The organism is Lachnoclostridium sp. An181 (assembly GCF_002160325.1).
GTDB lineage: Bacteria > Bacillota > Clostridia > Lachnospirales > Lachnospiraceae > An181.
Genome location: NZ_NFKJ01000007.1, coordinates 89,947 through 108,392, shown reverse-complemented (window position 1 = coordinate 108,392; position 18,446 = coordinate 89,947). Strand labels below are relative to the sequence as shown.

The window sequence follows — 18,446 nt, the reverse complement described above, 5'->3', positions numbered from 1 at the left end:
CGAGGGGGAAAAAACTATGAAAGTACTAATAACAACAGATTTATATAAACCGACCATCAATGGAGTGGTAACGAGTGTACTGAATTTAAAGAAAGAGCTTGTGAAACAGGGACATGAAGTGAGGATACTGACGGTTTCCCAGAATCTGAGATCATACAGAGAAGGAGATGTCTACTATATGAAATCCCTGCCGTTCCGGATTTATCCGCAGGTGCGTTTTCCGCTGAATGAAGAGGAGTATATGCAGGAGCTGATTGCCTGGGCACCGGATGTGGTGCACAGCCAGTGCGAATTTTTTACATATCCTTATGCAAGAAAAATCGCCAAGGCAACCCATGCAGCGCTCGTCCATACATATCATACGCTCTATGAGCAGTATGCATCCTATATACCGCTTGGGAAATATTTTGGAAACATATTCCTGGAGACATGGATGAAAAGACGCTTAAAAGATGCAAAGATTGTTGTTGCTCCCACGAGAAAAGTAAAATGTACTCTGGATTTTTACGGGGTTCCAGGAGAAATCAAAGTGGTTCCAAGCGGAATACGGATTGATCGGTATCAGGTAAGAGAAGAAAAGGCAGTAATCCAGAACGTGAAAGAAGAGCTTAATATTCCGAAAAACGCAAAGGTCATACTTTCGCTTGGGCGTCTTGGTCATGAAAAAAGGGTGGATGAGTTGCTGGAAGGGTTTGCCGGACTTTTGGAGAACAGAAAAGACAGAATTCTTTTGATCGTAGGAGACGGGCCTGCAAGAGAAAATCTGGAGAAAAAAGCTGAAGAGCTTGGTATTTCCGGATTTGTGCGCTTTGCAGGTATGGTAAGACCAGAGGAAGTGCGTAAATTTTATCAGACAGGAGATGTCTTTGTGTGCGCATCCACAAGCGAGACACAGGGACTTACATATATTGAAGCAATGGCAAACGGACTGCCGCTAGTATGCAGGCAGGATCCGTGTCTGGATGGAGTCTTGGAAAACGGAAGAAATGGATTTGCCTACCGGACAATAGGAGAATTTATGGAGGGCATTGAAAAGGTTCTTGGAGAAGAGCATGAAACCATGTCAATGGAAAGTATGGAGATGGCAAAAAAATTCGGAACAGATGTCTTTGCAGAGTCCATACTCGGATGCTATAAAAAGGCGATGCTGAAAGGAGAGTTAAACAGTTATGAAGGTGCTGCTGTACGCGAAAAACAGAAAAGTGGTCTCAAAAAGTGGAGTTGGCCGCGCCATGGTTATGCAAGAAGAATCTCTTAAAAAGGAGGGTGTGGAAGTAACACTGGATCCGAAAGACGATTATGATATAGTACATTTGAATACTGTTTTTCCGAGCGATTACCGGATGGCAAAACGCGCCAGAAAAGAGGGGAAAAAAGTGGTGTATCACGCGCATTCCACAAAAGAGGATTTTGCAAACTCTTTTACCGGCTCCAACCTGGCAGCTCCTTTCTTCGGTAAATGGATACAAAAATGTTATGAGATGGGCGATATGATCCTTACTCCCACTCAGTACTCCAAACATTTGCTGAAAAGCTACGGGATTGAAAAACCGATCCAGGTCATTTCCAACGGTGTGGATACAACGCAGTTTCGGAAAAATATGTGCGATAGGGAGACTTTCCGGGAAAAGTACGGGTATGGCCCCAATGATAAGATTGTTATGTCTGTGGGCCTGTATTTTGAGAGAAAAGGAATTCTTGACTTTGTGGAGATGGCAAAAAGAATGCCCCAGTATCAGTTCATTTGGTTTGGATTCACACCGGATTATCAGATACCAAAGAAAATCAAAGAGGCAGTACATACGAAACTGCCGAACCTCCGTTTCACCGGTTATCTGCCTAAGGAGGAGTTGAAGATGGCGTACAACAGCTGTGATCTATTCTTTTTTCCGTCGTATGAAGAGACGGAAGGGATTGTAGTGCTGGAGGCGCTGGCATCGGAGATACCGGTGCTGCTGAGAAACATTCCGGTTTACGAAGGATGGCTGGAAAACGGTAAGGATGTGTATAAAGGAGAAAATAATAAAGAGTTTATGAAATTGATAGAAGAAATACTGGAGCACAAACTTCCAAACCTGACAGAGAGCGGACTGTTAAGGGCCAGAGAGCGGGATGTAAGCTGCCAGGCAAAGCTTTTGAACAAGTGTTATAAAATTGTTTGTGCATAGCGCGGTGGAAAATGTCGTAGATCCGAACCAGGGTTTGCGGCATTTTTTATTCTATAGGGAAGTCATTATGCCTCCCCTATAGAATAAAAGCCCTCCGGGCAGGATGCACACGCTGCAATAAGGTATTTTACCGCTCCGCGGTATTGGGGCGGCGCGCAAAGTGGAGGGGCCTTCATGAATGAGGGGAAGGGGGAGTAGAAGTGTGCTTGCCCATTTTGTTCCTGTTTTGTTTGATTGACATATAGTGATAACTATGATAATATATAAATGCATATCAGAATGCAAATCTAAATTCAGGGGATGATTCTATCCCGGCATTCCATTGTAACAGATTAAAAGGAAAAGGGGGTGTGGCAAAACTCGGAGAGAGGAAAAGTGAGGGGAAAATACGAATAGAGAAAGGAGAATTTATGAGAAGAACAGTAAGAAAAATGATAAGCTTTGCGCTGGTACTCGCCCTTTTAGTTTCGGTTATACCAATGAAAAATGTGCGTAACCTGGAAGCAGCAAAAAAAGGAAATTTGCCTGGGAGAGTCCGGGTTTCTGACGGAAGAGAGAACAGGAAAGCAGGGGTGGGCGGACAGGGAAGTCTGTACCTGAAAGGAGAACCTGTGACCATAAAGGATGTTCCCGTCATTGAGGAGTGGAATATTTACGGACTTGGAAAAATTGAAGAATTGGATTACATTCGTCTCCACACTCTTGAAGGGGAGGTATACAGTGTTTATTGTCTGGACTACGGGAAGAAAGCCACCACGGGGACGATCATCACCGGTGAAACTCTGGATACGCTAAAGGAACCCGGGAAATCCAGACTGGAAGCATGCCTTTCCATCGGCTATCACGGTGGAAAAGACAGTCTCAATACAGTGGAAAAGGCAGAGTATGCTGCTACACAGGCGGTTGTGTGGAATATTATGTGCGATATTTTTGGGACAGGAAAAGCCGATATTGCAGCCAACAAATTGATCAGCTGTGTGGAGGATGCAGACCATGCAAGGGAGTACTACCAGTGGCTGAAAGAAGAGATACCTAAATATTTAAGTCATCCGATTTTTTCCGCAGAGGAAGGGGAAATTCCTGCCTATGAGCTCGCCTGGTCAAAGGAAAAGGCCGGTTTTGAGGTTGTTTTGGAGGACGCAGGAGGTATCGGAAAAGAGAGTCGGTATGAATGCCCGGAGGGAATTTCTGTCCGTGTAAACGGGGAAGGGATCCTTGTATCTTCAAAGGAGCCTTTGCAAGGAAAAGAGCGCATCAAAGGGAGTTATCAAAAAGAAGAGCTCAAATCCTGCTTTATCTACTGGAATGGTGATGAAAGCCTGCAAAGATTTGGTGTATGCGAGCCAAAAGTTTCCGTGGAAAACCGGAAATTTTACTTTGATGTCTACACTCAGGAGGGAAGTCTTAGTTTAGAAAAGAGGGACAGCGAGACAAAACTTTCCTCGCCCCAGGGCGGAGCGGACGGATTTAAAGGTACGGTGTACGGTCTGTTTGACAGCGCCTATCAGGATGGGGATACAAAAGAATCCGATTCGTTTATCCGGGAAATCCGTTTGGACAAACAGGGGCAGGCATTTGTACAGAAACTGGCGGCAGGACAATATGTTGTGAAGGAAATAAAAGGCCCGGACGGGTATCTGTTGGACGAAACAGCTCATCGTGTTGCCATTCCGGATCAGTCATTTGAGGAACCAATGAAGGTGACCCTGCAATTGGATGAGCAGGTTGTAAGAGGTGACTTGGAGATCGCAAAGTATCTGGAGGACGAAAAATACGGAGGAAGGAAGACTCCTCTCCAAGGCATCATTTTCACTATCACATCCCAAACGACAGGGAAAGTATATGAGATTGTGACGGATGAATATGGATTTGCGGACACATCCTCTCTTGGAAATGCAAGAGGAGGGCTCCCATACGATACGTATATGGTCGAGGAGAAAAATCCGCCGGAAGGATGCAGTGCCATGGAGCCTTTTGAGATAAGAATACGAAAAGAAGGGCAAAAACTGTCCTACATCGTGGAAAATGATAGGGCAAGGGCTGCCATCAAAATCATCAAGGTGGATGCGGAGACCGGAAAGGTGATTCCGGCTGCAGGAATCCAGTTCCAGATCCGGGATGAAAAACAGGATCCAGTGCAGTATGAGAGGGATGGGAAAATAGTTTCTGTATTTGAAACTGACAAAACCGGATCCTGCCTGTTGCCGATGGAACTGCCCCCGGGTAACTATTATCTGGAGGAGATAAAACCGCCGGAAGGGTATAAATTGGGCGAAAAGCTGAAGTTTACGGTGACCGCGGAGCACACAAAAGGGGAGGCTTTGGTCATTGAGTACGCAAATGACCCGAAAAAAGGGCGGTTGAAATTGGAGAAAACAGATAAAGACAGTGGAAAATCTCTGCAGGGAGTAGAGTTTGAGGTGACAGCGGCTGAGAGCATCGCTACTTTGGACGGGACAATAAGAGTGCAAAAAGGAGATGTCGTGGGAATTCTTGTCACCGGAAAGAACGGGGACGCCTACCTTTCTGAGCTCTATCCAGGAAAATACAACGTCAAAGAGACAAAAACGCTTTCAGATTATGTGCTGACAGACAAAACCTACACAGTGGAAATCACGGGAGATGAGGAAGAACTGAAACTAAGTGTGGAAAATGAAAAGAAAAAAGAAAAAGGAGGGGTGTTTATTCCGGATACGGGAGATTTTGAAACCTTGAATCTTCTTATCCTATCTTTGATTCTTTCTTGCTTTACCGCAATGTTGTGTGTTAGAATAGCACACAGAAAACAACGAAGAAACCAGGTAAATGGTTTTTTTGACTAGAAAGATACAAGGAGGCGGTCATCATGGGAATGACAATGACACAGAAAATTCTTGCTGCGCACGCAGGACTGGAATCTGTATCAGCGGGGCAGCTGATAGAGGCGAAACTGGATGTGGTGATGGCAAACGATATTACAGGGCCAATGGCTGTACCGGTATTTTATCAGATGGCGGACAAAGTGTTTGACAAAGATAAAGTTGTACTGGTACCGGACCACTTCACACCGAATAAAGATATCAAATCCGCAGAAAATTCAAAATCCATTCGGGAGTTTGCAAAAAAACAGGGATTGAAACACTATTTTGAAATCGGAAGAATGGGCATTGAGCATGCAATACTTCCGGAGTCCGGAATCACGGTTGCAGGAGAGTGTATTATCGGAGCAGATTCACATACATGTACATATGGGGCTCTCGGAGCTTTCTCCACAGGGGTTGGAACTACGGACATCGCAACCGGAATGGCCACCGGTGAGCTTTGGTTTAAAGTTCCAAGCGCCATCAAATTTGTCCTGAAAGGAAAACCGTCCGCATATGTGAGCGGAAAAGACATTATCCTTCACATTATCGGGAAAATCGGTGTTGACGGAGCTTTGTATAAATCCATGGAGTTTACAGGGGACGGAATCGCAAATCTGTCCATGGATGACCGCTTTACAATGGCGAACATGGCCATTGAGGCAGGGGCAAAGAACGGGATTTTCGTTGTGGATGAACTTGCCGAAAATTATATCAAAGAGCATTCTGCAAAGAAATATCAAATTTATGAGGCAGATGAGGACGCTGTATACGATGATATTGTGGAGATCGATCTGTCCGAAGTAAGACCTACAGTTGCATTTCCTCATCTTCCTGGAAATGCGAAGACGATCGATGAGGTCGAGAAGATGGACCCGATCAAGATCGACCAGGTTGTGATCGGTTCCTGTACAAATGGAAGGATGGAAGACATGAGAAAAGCTGCGGCTGTGCTCAAAGGACACACCGTACATCCGGATGTGAGGGTGATCGTTCTTCCGGCCACACAGAAAATTTACAAAGAGTGCATTAAAGAAGGTCTGGTGGACATCTTTATCGATGCGGGATGTGCGTTCTCCACACCAAGCTGCGGACCGTGTATGGGAGGCCATATGGGCGTTCTGGCAGCAGGGGAGAAATGTGTTTCTACCACAAACCGCAACTTTGTAGGAAGGATGGGGCATGTAGATTCTCTGATCTATCTGGCATCCCCGGAAGTGGCAGCTGCAAGCGCAATTGCAGGATATATCGCAAATCCAGAGAAAGTAGGTGACAGATAATGAAAGCATTGGGAAGAGTATTCAAATATGGAGACAACGTAGACACAGATGTCATCATTCCGGCACGGTATCTGAATTCCTTTGACGCAAAGGAGCTTGCAAGCCATGCGATGGTTGATATAGACCCGGAATTTGCGAATAAGGTCCGTCCGGGTGATCTGATCGTGGCAAATAAGAACTTTGGATGTGGTTCATCCAGAGAACATGCACCGCTTTGCCTGAAGGCAGCAGGAGTCAGTTGTGTCATTGCTGAGACTTTTGCAAGAATTTTTTACCGCAACGCCATCAACATCGGACTTCCGATCATCGAATGTCCGGAAGCTGCGAAAGGAATTGAAGCAGGCGATGAGGTGGAAGTGGATTTCGACACTGGAAAAATATACAATCGCACAAAAGGAACAGAGTTTATGGGACAGCCGTTCCCGGAATTCATGCAAAAAATTATCAAAGCAGAAGGGCTTGTAAATTATACTAACAGTAAGAGAAAAGAAAAATAGAGTAAGCAGAAGACGGGACGTCAAAATTGACGTCCCTATTTTGTAGGACAAAACTGAGAGACGGTTTTATTAAATCATTTTTATGGGGACAGAGTACAACTGGTAAAGATTAAAGGTAGCGCGGGACAGAGAGGTATGGTAAAATAGCGTCAACTCTTACTTCGTGTAAGCAGAAAATGCAAAAGAGAGGAGTGCGTAAATGCAGAAAACGAATGAAAAAGGGCGTCTTAGAGCACTTCTGCCCATAGGAGTTTTCCTTGTTATTTTCCTGGGCTCTGGAATTGTTACGGGAAATTTTGACTCTATGCCGGCAATTGTAGGTTTTTTGATCGCTTTGTTTGTGGCTTTTATTCAGAATCGCAAACTTGGGTTTCAGAAAAAAATGCAGATCGTTGCAAAAGGGATTGGAGATGAAAATATTATCACGATGTGCCTGATCTTTCTCTGTGCAGGAGGATTTTCCGGTGCTGTGACAGCTGCCGGTGGTGTGGACAGTACAGTCAATTTCGGACTCTCCATTTTGCCTTCCAACATTGCAGTCGTAGGGCTTTTTGTGATAGGGTGCTTTATTTCTGTCTCCATGGGCACATCCATGGGTACAATCGCAGCGCTGGCGCCGATAGCAGTGGGAATCAGCGAGAAGACCGGATTTTCCATGGCAATCTGTATCGGGGCGGTTGTGTGCGGCGCAATGTTCGGGGACAACCTGTCCATGATATCGGACACAACGATTGCAGCAGTAAAGACACAGGGATGTGAGATGAAGGATAAGTTCAAGGCAAACTTTTTAATTGTCCTTCCGGCAGCCATTGTGACAATTGTTATCTTCTTTTTGATTACAAGAAACGGAAGTTTTGAGATCACGCAGTCTTTGGATTACAGTCTCTGGAAGATACTTCCTTATATCTTGGTGCTTGCAGGTGCCCTGATTGGAATCAATGTGTTTCTTGTGCTCATTGGAGGCACAGTCTTATCTGTGATCGTTGGGGTGGCAACAGGCAGCATGGCGATGGGAGAGATTTTCACCGTTATCGGAGACGGCGTGAAAGGAATGTATGATATCACAGTGATCTCCATTGTGGTTGCCTGTATTGTATCTTTGGTAAAAGAATACGGAGGAATCCAGTTCATTCTTTATGTTATCAAATCCAAGATCAAGGGCAGCAAAGGCGGAGAACTTGGCATTGCAGGTCTTGCACTTTTGGTGGATATGTGTACGGCAAACAACACAGTGGCTATCGTCATCGCTGGGCCGATCGCAAAAGAGGTGAGCGAAGAGTTTAAGATACCGCCGAAATGCTCGGCATCACTTCTGGATATTTTCACATCCGTAGGACAGGGACTTATTCCCTATGGAGCGCAGCTTTTATCAGCGGCCAGCCTTACGAAACTGACTCCGTTTGAGATCATGCCTTATTTGTACTATCCAATATTGATGGGAGTCAGTGCGCTTTGTTTTATCTTATTAAAAAAATCAAAATAATGTCTGTCTTTGGAGGACAAATGTTTTTCGCAGGGGAAAATCAATTTGCTAATTGGTTTCCCCTGTGTTATAATCTCTAACTATAATGGAAAATAGACAAAAGGAAGGAAAGGGTGGAAATGCTATATCAAAGTACAAGAAATAACGAGGAAAAAGTAAGCGCATCAGAGGCAGTGCTCAGAGGAATTTCCAGAGACGGAGGACTGTATGTTCCTGAGGAGATTCCAGTGCTGGATGTACCGTTTGAAACATTGAAAGGGATGTCCTATCAGGAGATAGCCTATGAAGTTATGAAACTGTTTCTGTCAGACTATACAGAGGAAGAACTGAAAGAATGTATAGACAAAGCATACGATGATAAATTTGATACAAAAGAGATTGCGCCGTTGGTAAAGGCAGGGGACAATTATTATCTGGAACTGTTTCATGGGCCGACCATCGCATTTAAAGATATGGCACTGTCTATCCTTCCTTATCTGATGACAACAGCCGCGAAAAAGCAGCATATCAAAAACGATATTGTTATTTTGACAGCCACATCCGGTGATACGGGAAAGGCAGCGCTTGCAGGTTTTGCAGATGTAAAGGGAACAAAGATTATTGTTTTCTATCCAAAAGACGGGGTAAGTGAGGTGCAGAAACTGCAGATGGTGACCCAAAAGGGGGAGAATACATCCGTAGTTGCCATTCACGGCAATTTTGACAACGCGCAGACAGGCGTGAAACAGCTTCTTGCGGACAAAGAGCTCGAAGTGAAGATGAATGAGGCAGGATACCAGTTCTCTTCCGCAAATTCTATCAATATCGGACGGCTTGTGCCGCAGATCGTCTATTATGTTTATACTTACGCTAAACTTTTGCAGAAAAAAGAGATTGCAGAAGGCGAAAAGATCAACGTGGTCGTGCCGACCGGAAACTTTGGCAATATCCTTGCTGCTTACCTGGCAAAGAAAATCGGGACACCGATTGGCAGATTGATCTGTGCATCAAATGAAAATAAGGTTCTGTACGATTTCTTCGGAACCGGTGTTTATGACAAAAACAGAGAGTTCATTCTCACAAGTTCACCGTCCATGGATATCCTGATCTCCAGCAACCTGGAGCGTTTGGTCTACCTGGCATCCAGAAGAGACGATAAAGCGACTAAGAGATGGATGGAAGAACTGAAAGAGGAAGGCAGGTATACGCTTCCGGACTCCGTGAGAGAAGAATTTGCCGATTTTACGGCAGGATACGCAACGGAAGAACAGGTTGCTGGGATGATCAAAGAACTCTATGAAGATACTGGATATGTGATTGATACTCACACAGCAGTGGCTGCTTTCGCGGCAGAGCAGTATAAGAAGGATTCAGGTGACACAAGTAAGACTGTGATCGCATCGACGGCAAGCCCGTATAAATTTATGAAAAGTGTCATGACGGCCATAAACCCTGAATATGAGAACAGCGAGGATCTTGAGTTGGCCAATGATCTTTCAAAGGTTTCAAAGACAAAAATCCCGGAGGCAGTCCGGGAGATCATGTCAGCATCCATTCGGCATACAAGAGAATGTAAAGTGGATGAGATGAAAGACTGTGTTGAAAAAATATTAGGAATCTAGTCAGAAAGAGGAGAAAGATATGGGTGGTTTTACCATTGTTCTGGATGTTATCTGTCTGGCTGTCGGAATTTATCTCATTGTTTCCTCAGCTCAGATGAAAAAGAGCGGTAAAGTGGAAAGACCTTTGCTGCTCAGCTCCGATGTGAGAGGAAAACACTGCAAAAACGAAAAGGGATTTATCCAAAGGGCTGTACCAAGAGTGCGCATTATGGCGGGATGTGCCATCGGATATGCGGTTTTGGAAATCATAAATCAGCTGACAATATACAATGGAATCCTGGAGTGGGTGATTACGATCATCCTCTTCGCAGCTTTTGTTTGGTATTCAAAAGAGTCAAAGAAAATGCTCGAAGAGTTTTTTTAGATATAAAAAGTAGAGGAGAACAGGATGCAGTCTGTGGAAAAAGAACTATTTTTAAAAGCAGTCAAAGCCAGAGAACATGCATACAGCCCTTATTCCGGTTTCCGGGTAGGGGCTGCTCTGTTATGTGAGGACGGGAGTATATATACGGGCTGCAATATTGAAAATGCAGCGTACAGTCCGACGAACTGTGCAGAGAGGACTGCGTTTTATAAAGCAGTGTCTGAAGGAAAAAGAAAGTTCAAGATGATTGCCATTGCAGGAGGCAGGGAAACGCTCGTCATGTGTACACCCTGTGGAGTATGCAGGCAGGTCATGGCAGAATTCTGTGATGCGGAAACATTTCAGATTGTCTGCGGGGAGGACGAGGAGCATTTGAAGATAAAATGCTTAAAGGAGTTTCTACCGTATGCATTTCAATTGTAAAGAAGAGATATCCCCTTCAGGGCGGAAGTGATTAACATGAGCTTACCGTTCTGGAGGTTTTTTATTTTATAGAAAAGTCTTTTGGACTTCCCCTTCTTTTTAAAAATTAAAAAAAAATTATTTTTTACCGCACAAAAAAAGATCCCATCCGTTATACATAGTGAAAGGAGGTTTCCAGATGGCCATAACACTTGAGGAACAATATGACAAAATATACCGCTACTGCTATTTTCACGTGAAAGACCAATATTTGGCAGAAGATTTGACTCAGGAAACATTCTTTCGTTATTACCGACAGGAAGGAGTCCGTATCCGTGTCCAGGAAATGGCGTACCTGTATACGATTGCGCGCAATCTTTGTATTGATCACTACAGAAAAACTAAAGAGGAAGAGAAAAAGGAGAAAGAAGGAGAAGTAAGGCCTTTGGACGATCTTGCCGAATACATGGATTTGTATGAGGCGGTCGGACGTCTTCAAAAGGAGCAGCAGGAGATACTGCTTTTGAAATATGTGGATGGTCTGCGAACGGGAGAACTTGCAAAAGTGCTGGGCATTTCCCGATTCTCCTTGTACCGGAAAGAAAAGGAGATATTGGAATTGCTGAAAAAGAAGCTGGAAGGAGGCGTATGATGTGAAAAAATATCAAAAGGAACTAGAGACATATTTTCAGCCGCCCAAGCCAAAGCGGAAAGAAGAATTTCTGGGACAATTTAGTTATGCAGATATGGGGATAGGGGAATTTGTTTTCACGCAGGCGGGATATATACAGAAGTCATCTTGGATATTTTCGCTGCTGCTATTTATCATGGCAGCCGCAGCCGGGCGATCCATTTTGCCGGGCGGAGGGTTTGTGTTTTTAAGGTCATTTGCCGTCTGCATGCCGTTTTGGGTACTCATCATCGCCAGAGAATCCGCCAGATCAAGGAGCTTTCATATGATGGAATTGGAGCTTAGCACAAGGCACAGACTGGAGGAGATCATATTGGCAAGAATCGGGATTTTAGGTTCCCTGGATGTGCTGCTTTTTATCCCCGTGTGTATTGTACTTGCAGGGATGGAGAATCTTCATGTGCTGCAGGTTGTGCTCTATTTGATGCTCCCATTTCTTGTGACCACCTTTTTGTCCCTTTTCATTGCAAGGGTGAAAGATGGAAAAAATACGATCTGGTACTGTCTGGCAGTCAGCGTGTTCATGAGTGTGGGCTATCAGGTGTTCGGCATTGTTTTTGATGTGCTGCCCGGAATTGAAAAAGAAGGGGGAGCATTCCTGTGCTGTATCATTCTGTGTGTGGGAATTGGAGTGCAGGTGAAAAAATTAAAAGAGCAGATGGGGGAAATGGCATGGAATTTATAATTGACAGAGTGACAAAACAGTTTAAAAACAAAATCGCAGTTGACAGGGTAAGTTTGAAAATGAGTTCGGGGATTTATGGACTTCTAGGTGCAAACGGAGCCGGAAAGACAACACTTCTTCGTATGATGGCCGGGGTGATCGGCATGGATACAGGGGAGATCAGCCTGGATGGCGATGCGGTGTCCAGTGAAAATTACAGGGCAAATCTTGGGTATCTTCCACAGGATTTTGGCTATTATCCCAATTTTACAGCCCAGGAGTTTTTAATGTACCTTGCAGCGCTAAAAGGAATGCAAAAAGCCCAGGCAAAAGTAAAGGCGGCACAGCTTTTGGAACTGGTCCATCTAAATGATGTGGCAAAAAAGAAGATCAAAACGTTTTCCGGGGGAATGAAACAAAGGCTTGGTATTGCCCAGGCACTTTTAAACAATCCGAAACTTTTGATCTTGGATGAGCCGACTGCGGGTCTGGATCCAAAAGAGAGAGTTGTCTTCCGGAATATGATATCAAGATTGAAAAAAGACAGGATCATTTTTTTGTCTACACATATTGTATCAGACGTGGAATACATTGCCGATGAGATTCTTGTCATGAAAGACGGAAAGATCATCCACTCCGGCTCTTTGGAAGAAATCATAAAGGTCATCAAAGGAAAAGTGTGGGAGTGCAAAGTGGAGCGCCAAGAAGCAGAGAAACTGATGGGAACATATGCATTGATCAATATCCGGGAGGAAAAAGGCGGTGTATTTTTGCGCCTTGCAGGGGAAGGGAAACCGTGCGAGGATGCAAAAGAAGTGGATGCAGTGCTGGAAGATCTGTATCTGTACTATTTCAATGAAGAGGGGAGGAAAATGATTTGAAGACCATGCAGCTGATCAAGTATGAATATATGAAACTTTGGAAACGAAAATCAGTGCCGATCTGTTTTGTGAGTGTGCTTTTCCTTTTGCTTCTGACCGGCAGTATGATGGCATGGGGCAGCATAAAATTAGATGATGTAGAAGTCAGTACCCAGTCTGAATATCTTGCTATGGAGAGAAAAGCCGGGGAGTCCATAAAAGGCAGGAAAATGGATGATGAGACGATGTGGGATGCTTTGGAGAAACAGGAGGAGCACGATAATACTGTATTGACACCAAAAAACTGGAAGGCAGAATACGAAGAGTATATGCCATACCGGCTGATGCTGGATTCTTTTTTATATTTTCCCATTGTTCCTGAAAAAAGTCAGGAAACGGTGAGAAGAGAGCGGCTGGAAGAGTTGTTTGAAGGAAAAAAGTTAAGTGAAGGGGAAAAAGCATATTTGTTCTCCCTGGATGAAAAGACAGAGCGGCCGATGGAATACGCCTACAATGAAGGATACAGCCGTTTCCATGCCCTGCAGGTATCGACAATGATGATCATCGCGATCTTTCTTGTCATTTGCCTGGCTCCAATGTTTGCGGAGGAAGTCAAGACAAAAACAGATGCGCTCATCTTGTCATCCCAATATGGAAGAGGACATCTGTTTGCGGCCAAAATGATAACCGGAATTACATTTGCAGCAGTCACCTCCTTCATCCTTTACGTGGCAGTGTTGATCGAGCAGCTCGTCATGTACGGAATGGGAGATGCACCCCTTCCAATGCAGCAGATCTGGAATCTGTCTGCATCTGTATTTCCATTCAGCATTGCGCAGTCTGTGGCAGTTTGTATTGGATGCGGCGTTCTCTCCTCGTGTATGGTTGGACTTTTGATGCTTCTTTTCTCTTTTAAGCTGAAATCTTCGTTTGCAACATCGGTGATCGGTATTATTTTAGCGTTTCTCCCATCATTTGCCTCTATTTTGCCGGAGAATGTCCACTGGCTTATGCTGATTGCCAATGTTTTTCCTGGTTGTTTTGGGACGTACGGGAATACTTTTGCAGACCAGCTTTTAAAATTTGGAGATGATTTTATACCGGCATATCTTTATGGACCGGTGTGCTATTTGCTCATTGCTGCCATATTGATATTGGTGGCGCGAAAAATGTATGTGAGAAGACAGGTTTCTTAAAAGTTTCTTAAATTAGGCGTGGAAAACGGAAAATATAATGAAAAGATATCCCTTTATATGTTAAAATGTATACACTATTTAAAACATATAAGGGGATTATTTTATGGGAAAAGTGGAATCAATTATCGCAGAAGTAAAAAAAGCAGTCATCGGAAAGGATGAGTGTATTGTGAAAGTTTTGGCAGCCATGGTGGCAGGAGGCCACATTTTGATAGAGGACATCCCGGGAGTCGGTAAGACAACGCTTGCTCTCGCATTTGCAAAGAGCATGGGGATGGAGCAGAAGAGAATGCAGTTTACCCCGGATGTACTCCCGGGAGATATCACAGGTTTTTCTTTTTATGACAGAGAGGAGAAGGCCTTTCATTATCACCCTGGAGCAGTCATGTGTAATCTTTTTTTGGCGGACGAGCTCAACAGAACGTCTCCTAAGACACAGTCTGCACTTTTGGAGGTTATGGAAGAGGGGCAGGTGTCTGTGGATGGAATTACGAGAGAAGTGCCAAGACCATTTGTTGTCATTGCTACGGAAAACCCGATCGGCTCTGCGGGTACACAGATGCTACCGGAATCCCAGCTGGACCGTTTTTTGATCAGCATCTCCATGGGATACCCGGACATTGAAGATGAGCTTGAGATCGTAAAAGGAAATGTTCAGTCGCGAGGAGTGGACAAAGTAGAGGAAGTGTCTACAAAAGAGGAGCTTTTGGAAATGCAGGAAGATGCCGGGGGTGTATTTATCCACGACAGAGTTTACGAGTATATCGGAAGTCTTGTAAAGGCCACAAGAGAGCATCCGATGCTGGAGCTTGGACTAAGCCCAAGGGGGACTATTGCTCTTGCCAAAATGGGAAAAGCCATCGCTTATCTTTGCGGGCGCAGTTACTGTACCCCAAAAGACGTGGCGAGCATTTTCCCGGATGTTTCTGTTCACAGAGTCAGAAGAAATGCGAGGGCCAGAGCAGCCGGTATGCCTTCGGAAAAGATATTGGATGAAATTTTGAAAAATACGCAGATGCCAAAGACATTTCAAATGGGAAAGGATAAAAGATGAGACGAAGAATTCTTTATATTGCCATGGTCCTTGCTCTTTTGTACCTCAATGCCATGTATAACTGGGATGAGGGGAAATGGTTTTTGGCTGTTGTCCTTGCCGCTCCTTTGGTGGAATTTCTTTTTCTTATATTCGCCGCCTGGAACACCCGGGCAGATTTTTTTATACGGCCGGGAAAGGAAGTTGTCACAAAAGGAGACGAGGTATTTTTGGAGTGGAAAATGAGCGGGCCTTTCTCGAAATATCTGGAAGGGATAAAAGTGCAGTGGAGAGAAAGCGTGAGTTTTGGGCGGAAAAAGGGAAAGAAGAAAAGTATGAAAGTGCCTGCAGGCAGAGCAAATTCCATCTCAGTCAAAGTAATATGGAGCGGTCATCTCAAAATGGAAGTTTTAAAGTATTCCTTCACAGGGCCTGTTGGGCTTATCCGCATCAGGAAAAAGACAAATGTTCAGGAGAAGATCGTGGTACTGCCAAAACAGATGCCGGTCCAGGTGGAAGGGGGATTCCAAAAAACAGAGACTCTTTTGGATTCCAGCGAATATTCCAAAGTAAAACCTGGAGATGATCCCGCGGAAATTTTTGATGTGCGTCCGTATCGGTATGGGGATAAGATTTCCAGAATCCACTGGAAGATCACCGCAAGGGAGGACGAGCTCTATGTGAAAGAATTCAGTCTTCCGATCAGTGCGTCTATGGCTCTTTTGATCGAAAAGGATGAGGAGATCAAGACCGGAGAGCGGGCAGATGCTTTTTACACTTTACTGGCATCTGTAGTTTTAGGACTTGTGGAGAGAGGAGAGCCGTTTTTTGTGGCCTGGAATCTGCAGGAAAAAGGGATGAACCGCTTTCTTGTGTCAGATGAGGAATCCTGCTATACAATGCTGTTTGCATTTTTGGATGAGGAACTCTTTTCTATTACCAACGATGCAGAGCGAATATGGAAGGAAACCTATCCTGGTGATGATTGTAGATTTCTTGTGCTGACAGAAGGATTGCATATAAAAGCAGGGGGAGAAGAGCGCATAAAATTTGACCAGAACAATTTAGAAGAAAAACTGGAAGGATGGGTGCTGGAATTGTAATGATGGGACAAGAAAGAAAATTTGGTATGTTTTATATATTCCGGGTATGTGCGGGAATGTTTATCTGCGCTGCATCCATGGCGAGCGTGCTTGGAGTGGAAATCCCGGCGAAGGGCTATTCGTATCCTGCGGCGATCGTAGTTGTACTTCTCCTTATGATCTGGATACTTCTGCAATTTATAAAAGGGAAGAAGCGAGTTCTTTTTCTGGGTTTCTATGTGGCGTTTGTGGCAGCTGCAGTGTCTGTGTTTGCCATTTCTGGTATAAGAGAAGTTTTGGAGTGCATAGGAAGGATTGCTGCAAGTTATTATGAAGGCGGTGTTTTGGAGAGTGTAAAGATAGAAGAGAGCGAGCTGTTAGGGGGACTGGCAATTCTTCTTTTGTATGGGCTGGTGATCTCCTACAGGGGAAAATGGAAGGTTGTGCGGTCCATGATCCACATTCCGGTGCTTTTATTTTTCCTTTTGCCGTTTCTTGTGGGTTTGAGTCCGGGTTTTCATATGGAGATAGGAGCGGTACTGTATCTTGGCTTTGTGATCATCGAAGAGACGAAAAAGAAACTGTGGGCAGCAGCGATTGTCTTTGGAGTGGGTTTAGTGGGAAGTTTTGTTATTTACCCGTTCGTGCAAAGAGGTCAGTCCTACATGGATAATCTGCAGACATGGATCCGGACAGAGATTTTTGGGGAGGACAGGGAGATCGTGGCCTCAGGCGGTGTCAGCGACGGAAAGATTGGAGAGGTGGACAGAATTGAGTACAGGGGATTTGTGGATTTGACCTTGATACTAAGAGATAAGCCAACGGATGATATTTTTCTGCAGGGATTTGTGGGTTCCAGATATGATAATAATGAATGGAAACAGCAAAGTGGTATGGAGTTTGGAATGCAGTTCTCACAAAGCGATGCTAGGGAATTGAAAAATATCACATTTGAAAAAGCTGCTGAAGATGCGGCAGAGAAAGTCATGGAGATCGAAGTGAACCATGCTTCTTTAAAATACCAGTATATGCCGTATTACAGTAAATATCGGAGGCAGGATGATTTGGTCCGGGACGGATATGTGGAAGGGATCAAACGCGACAGCAGAAGTTCCGATGTCCTGTTCGGAGGGAGCACCCAGGAAGTAAAAAGACAGTACAATATAGATTTTGTGCCTATGGAAGATGTCCGGGATGTAGATACAGAGGAAAAGAGCAGGCTGTTAAGAGAGTATGAAAATTATGTGGAAGATGTGTATCTGGATGTTCCGGAGTATTTAAGAGAAGATTTGTCGGATATTGCAGAAGAGGTGGGGGCCAGAAATGATATCGCAACCATCAACAATATCAGAGATTATCTTGCGGAGGAGACAAATTATACTTTGAGTCCAGGCAGAACTCCAAAGGGGTGGGATGCCATTTCCTATTTTCTTTTGGAAAACAAAGAAGGATATTGTGTACATTATGCGTCCGCCGCAGTGATGTTGATGCGCATGAATGGTATTCCGGCAAGATTTGTCTCAGGATATAAAGTATCCGCAGATGCATTTGAAGATACATTTGTATATATGGTCAATGACAATGATTATGATTTTGGTTATTACAGCGTGAGCGTTCTGGATTCCAGAGCGCATGCATGGCCGGAATATTATCTGGAAGGCTTTGGCTGGGTGCCCGTGGAGGTGACTCCGGGAATCGGGGCAGTGGAGTCCGCTGTTACATCCGGACCAGTACAGTCGCCGGCACAAAAGCCGGATTCTTCCGGTCAAAATCGCAACGAGAAGCAGTCAAATGAGGACAGCGGGGAGACAGAAAAGGAAGAGACAAAAAAAGAAGAGACCAACACGGTTAAGACGTATATTCTTTATGGGGTATTTGCAAGCATCATTCTTCTTATTCTTTTAAAGCTCCATCAAATTTCTATGAGGAACAGGTGGAAAGCGAAAAAGGAGACAGGAATCAATGAAAAAGTCCGGTTAAAATTTCTGGAAAGCTGTGAGCTTTTGCGAAAATCCAGATTGGTCAGGGAAAAAGAAAATGAAAACGCATACTGGACCATAGGGGCAAAACTGGCAGATGTGAGTGAGGTTCGGGATTTAAAAGAAATCGTCGAAAAGGCAAATTTTGGTCGGGATAATATCACAAAAGAAGAATATATTAACATAGAGAGATACTTGGAGAGACTAAAAAAAGGGGTATTCACGGAATCTTCAGTTCTAAAAAGGATAAAATTGAGATGGTGGCTCGGTTTTTGACGAATTTAGCATTGAAAGATAGTGCATTAT

The 18,446-nt window shown here is 44.3% G+C and carries 16 protein-coding genes; all 16 read left to right on the top strand.

Annotation, left to right across the window (positions count from 1 at the left end; translation table 11 throughout):
• The first annotated feature begins 16 nt into the window (after positions 1-16).
• The 16 genes from B5F18_RS06485 to B5F18_RS06410 all read left to right on the top strand — a co-directional run bounded on the left by B5F18_RS06485 (position 17) and on the right by B5F18_RS06410 (position 18,416).
• Positions 17-1,258, top strand: coding sequence for a glycosyltransferase (locus B5F18_RS06485; protein ID WP_087156860.1), 1,242 nt, complete (start codon positions 17-19; stop codon positions 1,256-1,258).
• Complete coding sequence (locus tag B5F18_RS06480; RefSeq protein WP_087156859.1) at positions 1,233-2,168, top strand: glycosyltransferase; 936 nt, start codon at positions 1,233-1,235, stop codon at positions 2,166-2,168. Before B5F18_RS06485 ends, B5F18_RS06480 begins: the two co-directional genes overlap by 26 nt.
• A 410-nt stretch (positions 2,169-2,578) precedes the next feature.
• Complete coding sequence (locus tag B5F18_RS06475; RefSeq protein ID WP_143468379.1) at positions 2,579-4,990, top strand: thioester domain-containing protein; 2,412 nt, start codon at positions 2,579-2,581, stop codon at positions 4,988-4,990.
• Positions 4,991-5,013: 23 nt separating this feature from the next.
• Positions 5,014-6,288, top strand: a complete 1,275-nt coding sequence (gene leuC, locus B5F18_RS06470) for a 3-isopropylmalate dehydratase large subunit (protein WP_087156857.1) — start codon at positions 5,014-5,016, stop codon at positions 6,286-6,288.
• Positions 6,288-6,785 (top strand): 3-isopropylmalate dehydratase small subunit, encoded by a 498-nt coding sequence (leuD, locus tag B5F18_RS06465; RefSeq protein WP_087156856.1) that lies wholly within the window; start codon positions 6,288-6,290, stop codon positions 6,783-6,785. Before leuC ends, leuD begins: the two co-directional genes overlap by 1 nt.
• 199 nt (positions 6,786-6,984) lie before the next feature.
• A complete protein-coding gene (locus B5F18_RS06460; RefSeq protein ID WP_087156855.1) occupies positions 6,985-8,268 on the top strand; it encodes a Na+/H+ antiporter NhaC family protein in 1,284 nt (427 codons plus the stop codon).
• A 113-nt stretch (positions 8,269-8,381) separates the two neighbouring features.
• A complete protein-coding gene (gene thrC / locus B5F18_RS06455; protein WP_087156854.1) occupies positions 8,382-9,869 on the top strand; it encodes a threonine synthase in 1,488 nt (495 codons plus the stop codon).
• A gap of 19 nt (positions 9,870-9,888) precedes the next feature.
• Complete coding sequence (locus B5F18_RS06450) at positions 9,889-10,233, top strand: hypothetical protein (protein WP_087156853.1); 345 nt, start codon at positions 9,889-9,891, stop codon at positions 10,231-10,233.
• Between the two features lie 24 nt (positions 10,234-10,257).
• A complete protein-coding gene (locus tag B5F18_RS06445) occupies positions 10,258-10,656 on the top strand; it encodes a cytidine deaminase (protein WP_087156852.1) in 399 nt (132 codons plus the stop codon).
• Between the two features lie 178 nt (positions 10,657-10,834).
• Positions 10,835-11,287 (top strand): RNA polymerase sigma factor, encoded by a 453-nt coding sequence (locus B5F18_RS06440; RefSeq protein WP_087156851.1) that lies wholly within the window; start codon positions 10,835-10,837, stop codon positions 11,285-11,287.
• A 1-nt stretch (position 11,288) separates the two neighbouring features.
• Positions 11,289-12,011 (top strand): hypothetical protein, encoded by a 723-nt coding sequence (locus B5F18_RS06435; RefSeq protein WP_087156850.1) that lies wholly within the window; start codon positions 11,289-11,291, stop codon positions 12,009-12,011.
• The gene (locus B5F18_RS06430; protein WP_087156849.1) at positions 11,999-12,871 is read left to right on the top strand and encodes an ABC transporter ATP-binding protein; all 873 of its coding nucleotides are present in this window, start codon (positions 11,999-12,001) and stop codon (positions 12,869-12,871) included. Before B5F18_RS06435 ends, B5F18_RS06430 begins: the two co-directional genes overlap by 13 nt.
• Positions 12,868-14,046, top strand: a complete 1,179-nt coding sequence (locus B5F18_RS06425) for an ABC transporter permease subunit (protein ID WP_087156848.1) — start codon at positions 12,868-12,870, stop codon at positions 14,044-14,046. The genes B5F18_RS06430 and B5F18_RS06425 overlap by 4 nt, the downstream gene beginning before the upstream one ends.
• A 103-nt stretch (positions 14,047-14,149) precedes the next feature.
• Complete coding sequence (locus B5F18_RS06420) at positions 14,150-15,100, top strand: AAA family ATPase (protein WP_087156847.1); 951 nt, start codon at positions 14,150-14,152, stop codon at positions 15,098-15,100.
• On the top strand, positions 15,097-16,182 hold the full coding sequence (locus B5F18_RS06415; RefSeq protein ID WP_087156846.1) for a DUF58 domain-containing protein: 1,086 nt from the start codon (positions 15,097-15,099) through the stop codon (positions 16,180-16,182). The genes B5F18_RS06420 and B5F18_RS06415 overlap by 4 nt, the downstream gene beginning before the upstream one ends.
• 26 nt (positions 16,183-16,208) lie before the next feature.
• Positions 16,209-18,416 carry a transglutaminase-like domain-containing protein gene (locus tag B5F18_RS06410; RefSeq protein ID WP_162607552.1) on the top strand — a complete coding sequence of 736 codons (2,208 nt, stop codon included), beginning with the start codon at positions 16,209-16,211 and terminating at the stop codon, positions 18,414-18,416.
• Positions 18,417-18,446 lie beyond the last annotated feature (30 nt).

Excerpts from the sequence above, each read along its gene's own strand:
- B5F18_RS06485 (WP_087156860.1), top strand. The coding sequence starts at position 17 with ATGAAAGTACTAATAACAACAGATTTATATAAACCGACCATCAATGGA.
- B5F18_RS06480 (WP_087156859.1), top strand. The coding sequence starts at position 1,233 with ATGGTTATGCAAGAAGAATCTCTTAAAAAGGAGGGTGTGGAAGTAACA.
- B5F18_RS06475 (WP_143468379.1), top strand. The coding sequence starts at position 2,579 with ATGAGAAGAACAGTAAGAAAAATGATAAGCTTTGCGCTGGTACTCGCC.
- leuC (WP_087156857.1), top strand. The coding sequence starts at position 5,014 with ATGGGAATGACAATGACACAGAAAATTCTTGCTGCGCACGCAGGACTG.
- leuD (WP_087156856.1), top strand. The coding sequence starts at position 6,288 with ATGAAAGCATTGGGAAGAGTATTCAAATATGGAGACAACGTAGACACA.
- B5F18_RS06460 (WP_087156855.1), top strand. The coding sequence starts at position 6,985 with ATGCAGAAAACGAATGAAAAAGGGCGTCTTAGAGCACTTCTGCCCATA.
- B5F18_RS06450 (WP_087156853.1), top strand. The coding sequence starts at position 9,889 with ATGGGTGGTTTTACCATTGTTCTGGATGTTATCTGTCTGGCTGTCGGA.
- B5F18_RS06445 (WP_087156852.1), top strand. The coding sequence starts at position 10,258 with ATGCAGTCTGTGGAAAAAGAACTATTTTTAAAAGCAGTCAAAGCCAGA.
- B5F18_RS06440 (WP_087156851.1), top strand. The coding sequence starts at position 10,835 with ATGGCCATAACACTTGAGGAACAATATGACAAAATATACCGCTACTGC.
- B5F18_RS06430 (WP_087156849.1), top strand. The coding sequence starts at position 11,999 with ATGGAATTTATAATTGACAGAGTGACAAAACAGTTTAAAAACAAAATC.
- B5F18_RS06420 (WP_087156847.1), top strand. The coding sequence starts at position 14,150 with ATGGGAAAAGTGGAATCAATTATCGCAGAAGTAAAAAAAGCAGTCATC.
- B5F18_RS06415 (WP_087156846.1), top strand. The coding sequence starts at position 15,097 with ATGAGACGAAGAATTCTTTATATTGCCATGGTCCTTGCTCTTTTGTAC.
- B5F18_RS06410 (WP_162607552.1), top strand. The coding sequence starts at position 16,209 with ATGTTTTATATATTCCGGGTATGTGCGGGAATGTTTATCTGCGCTGCA.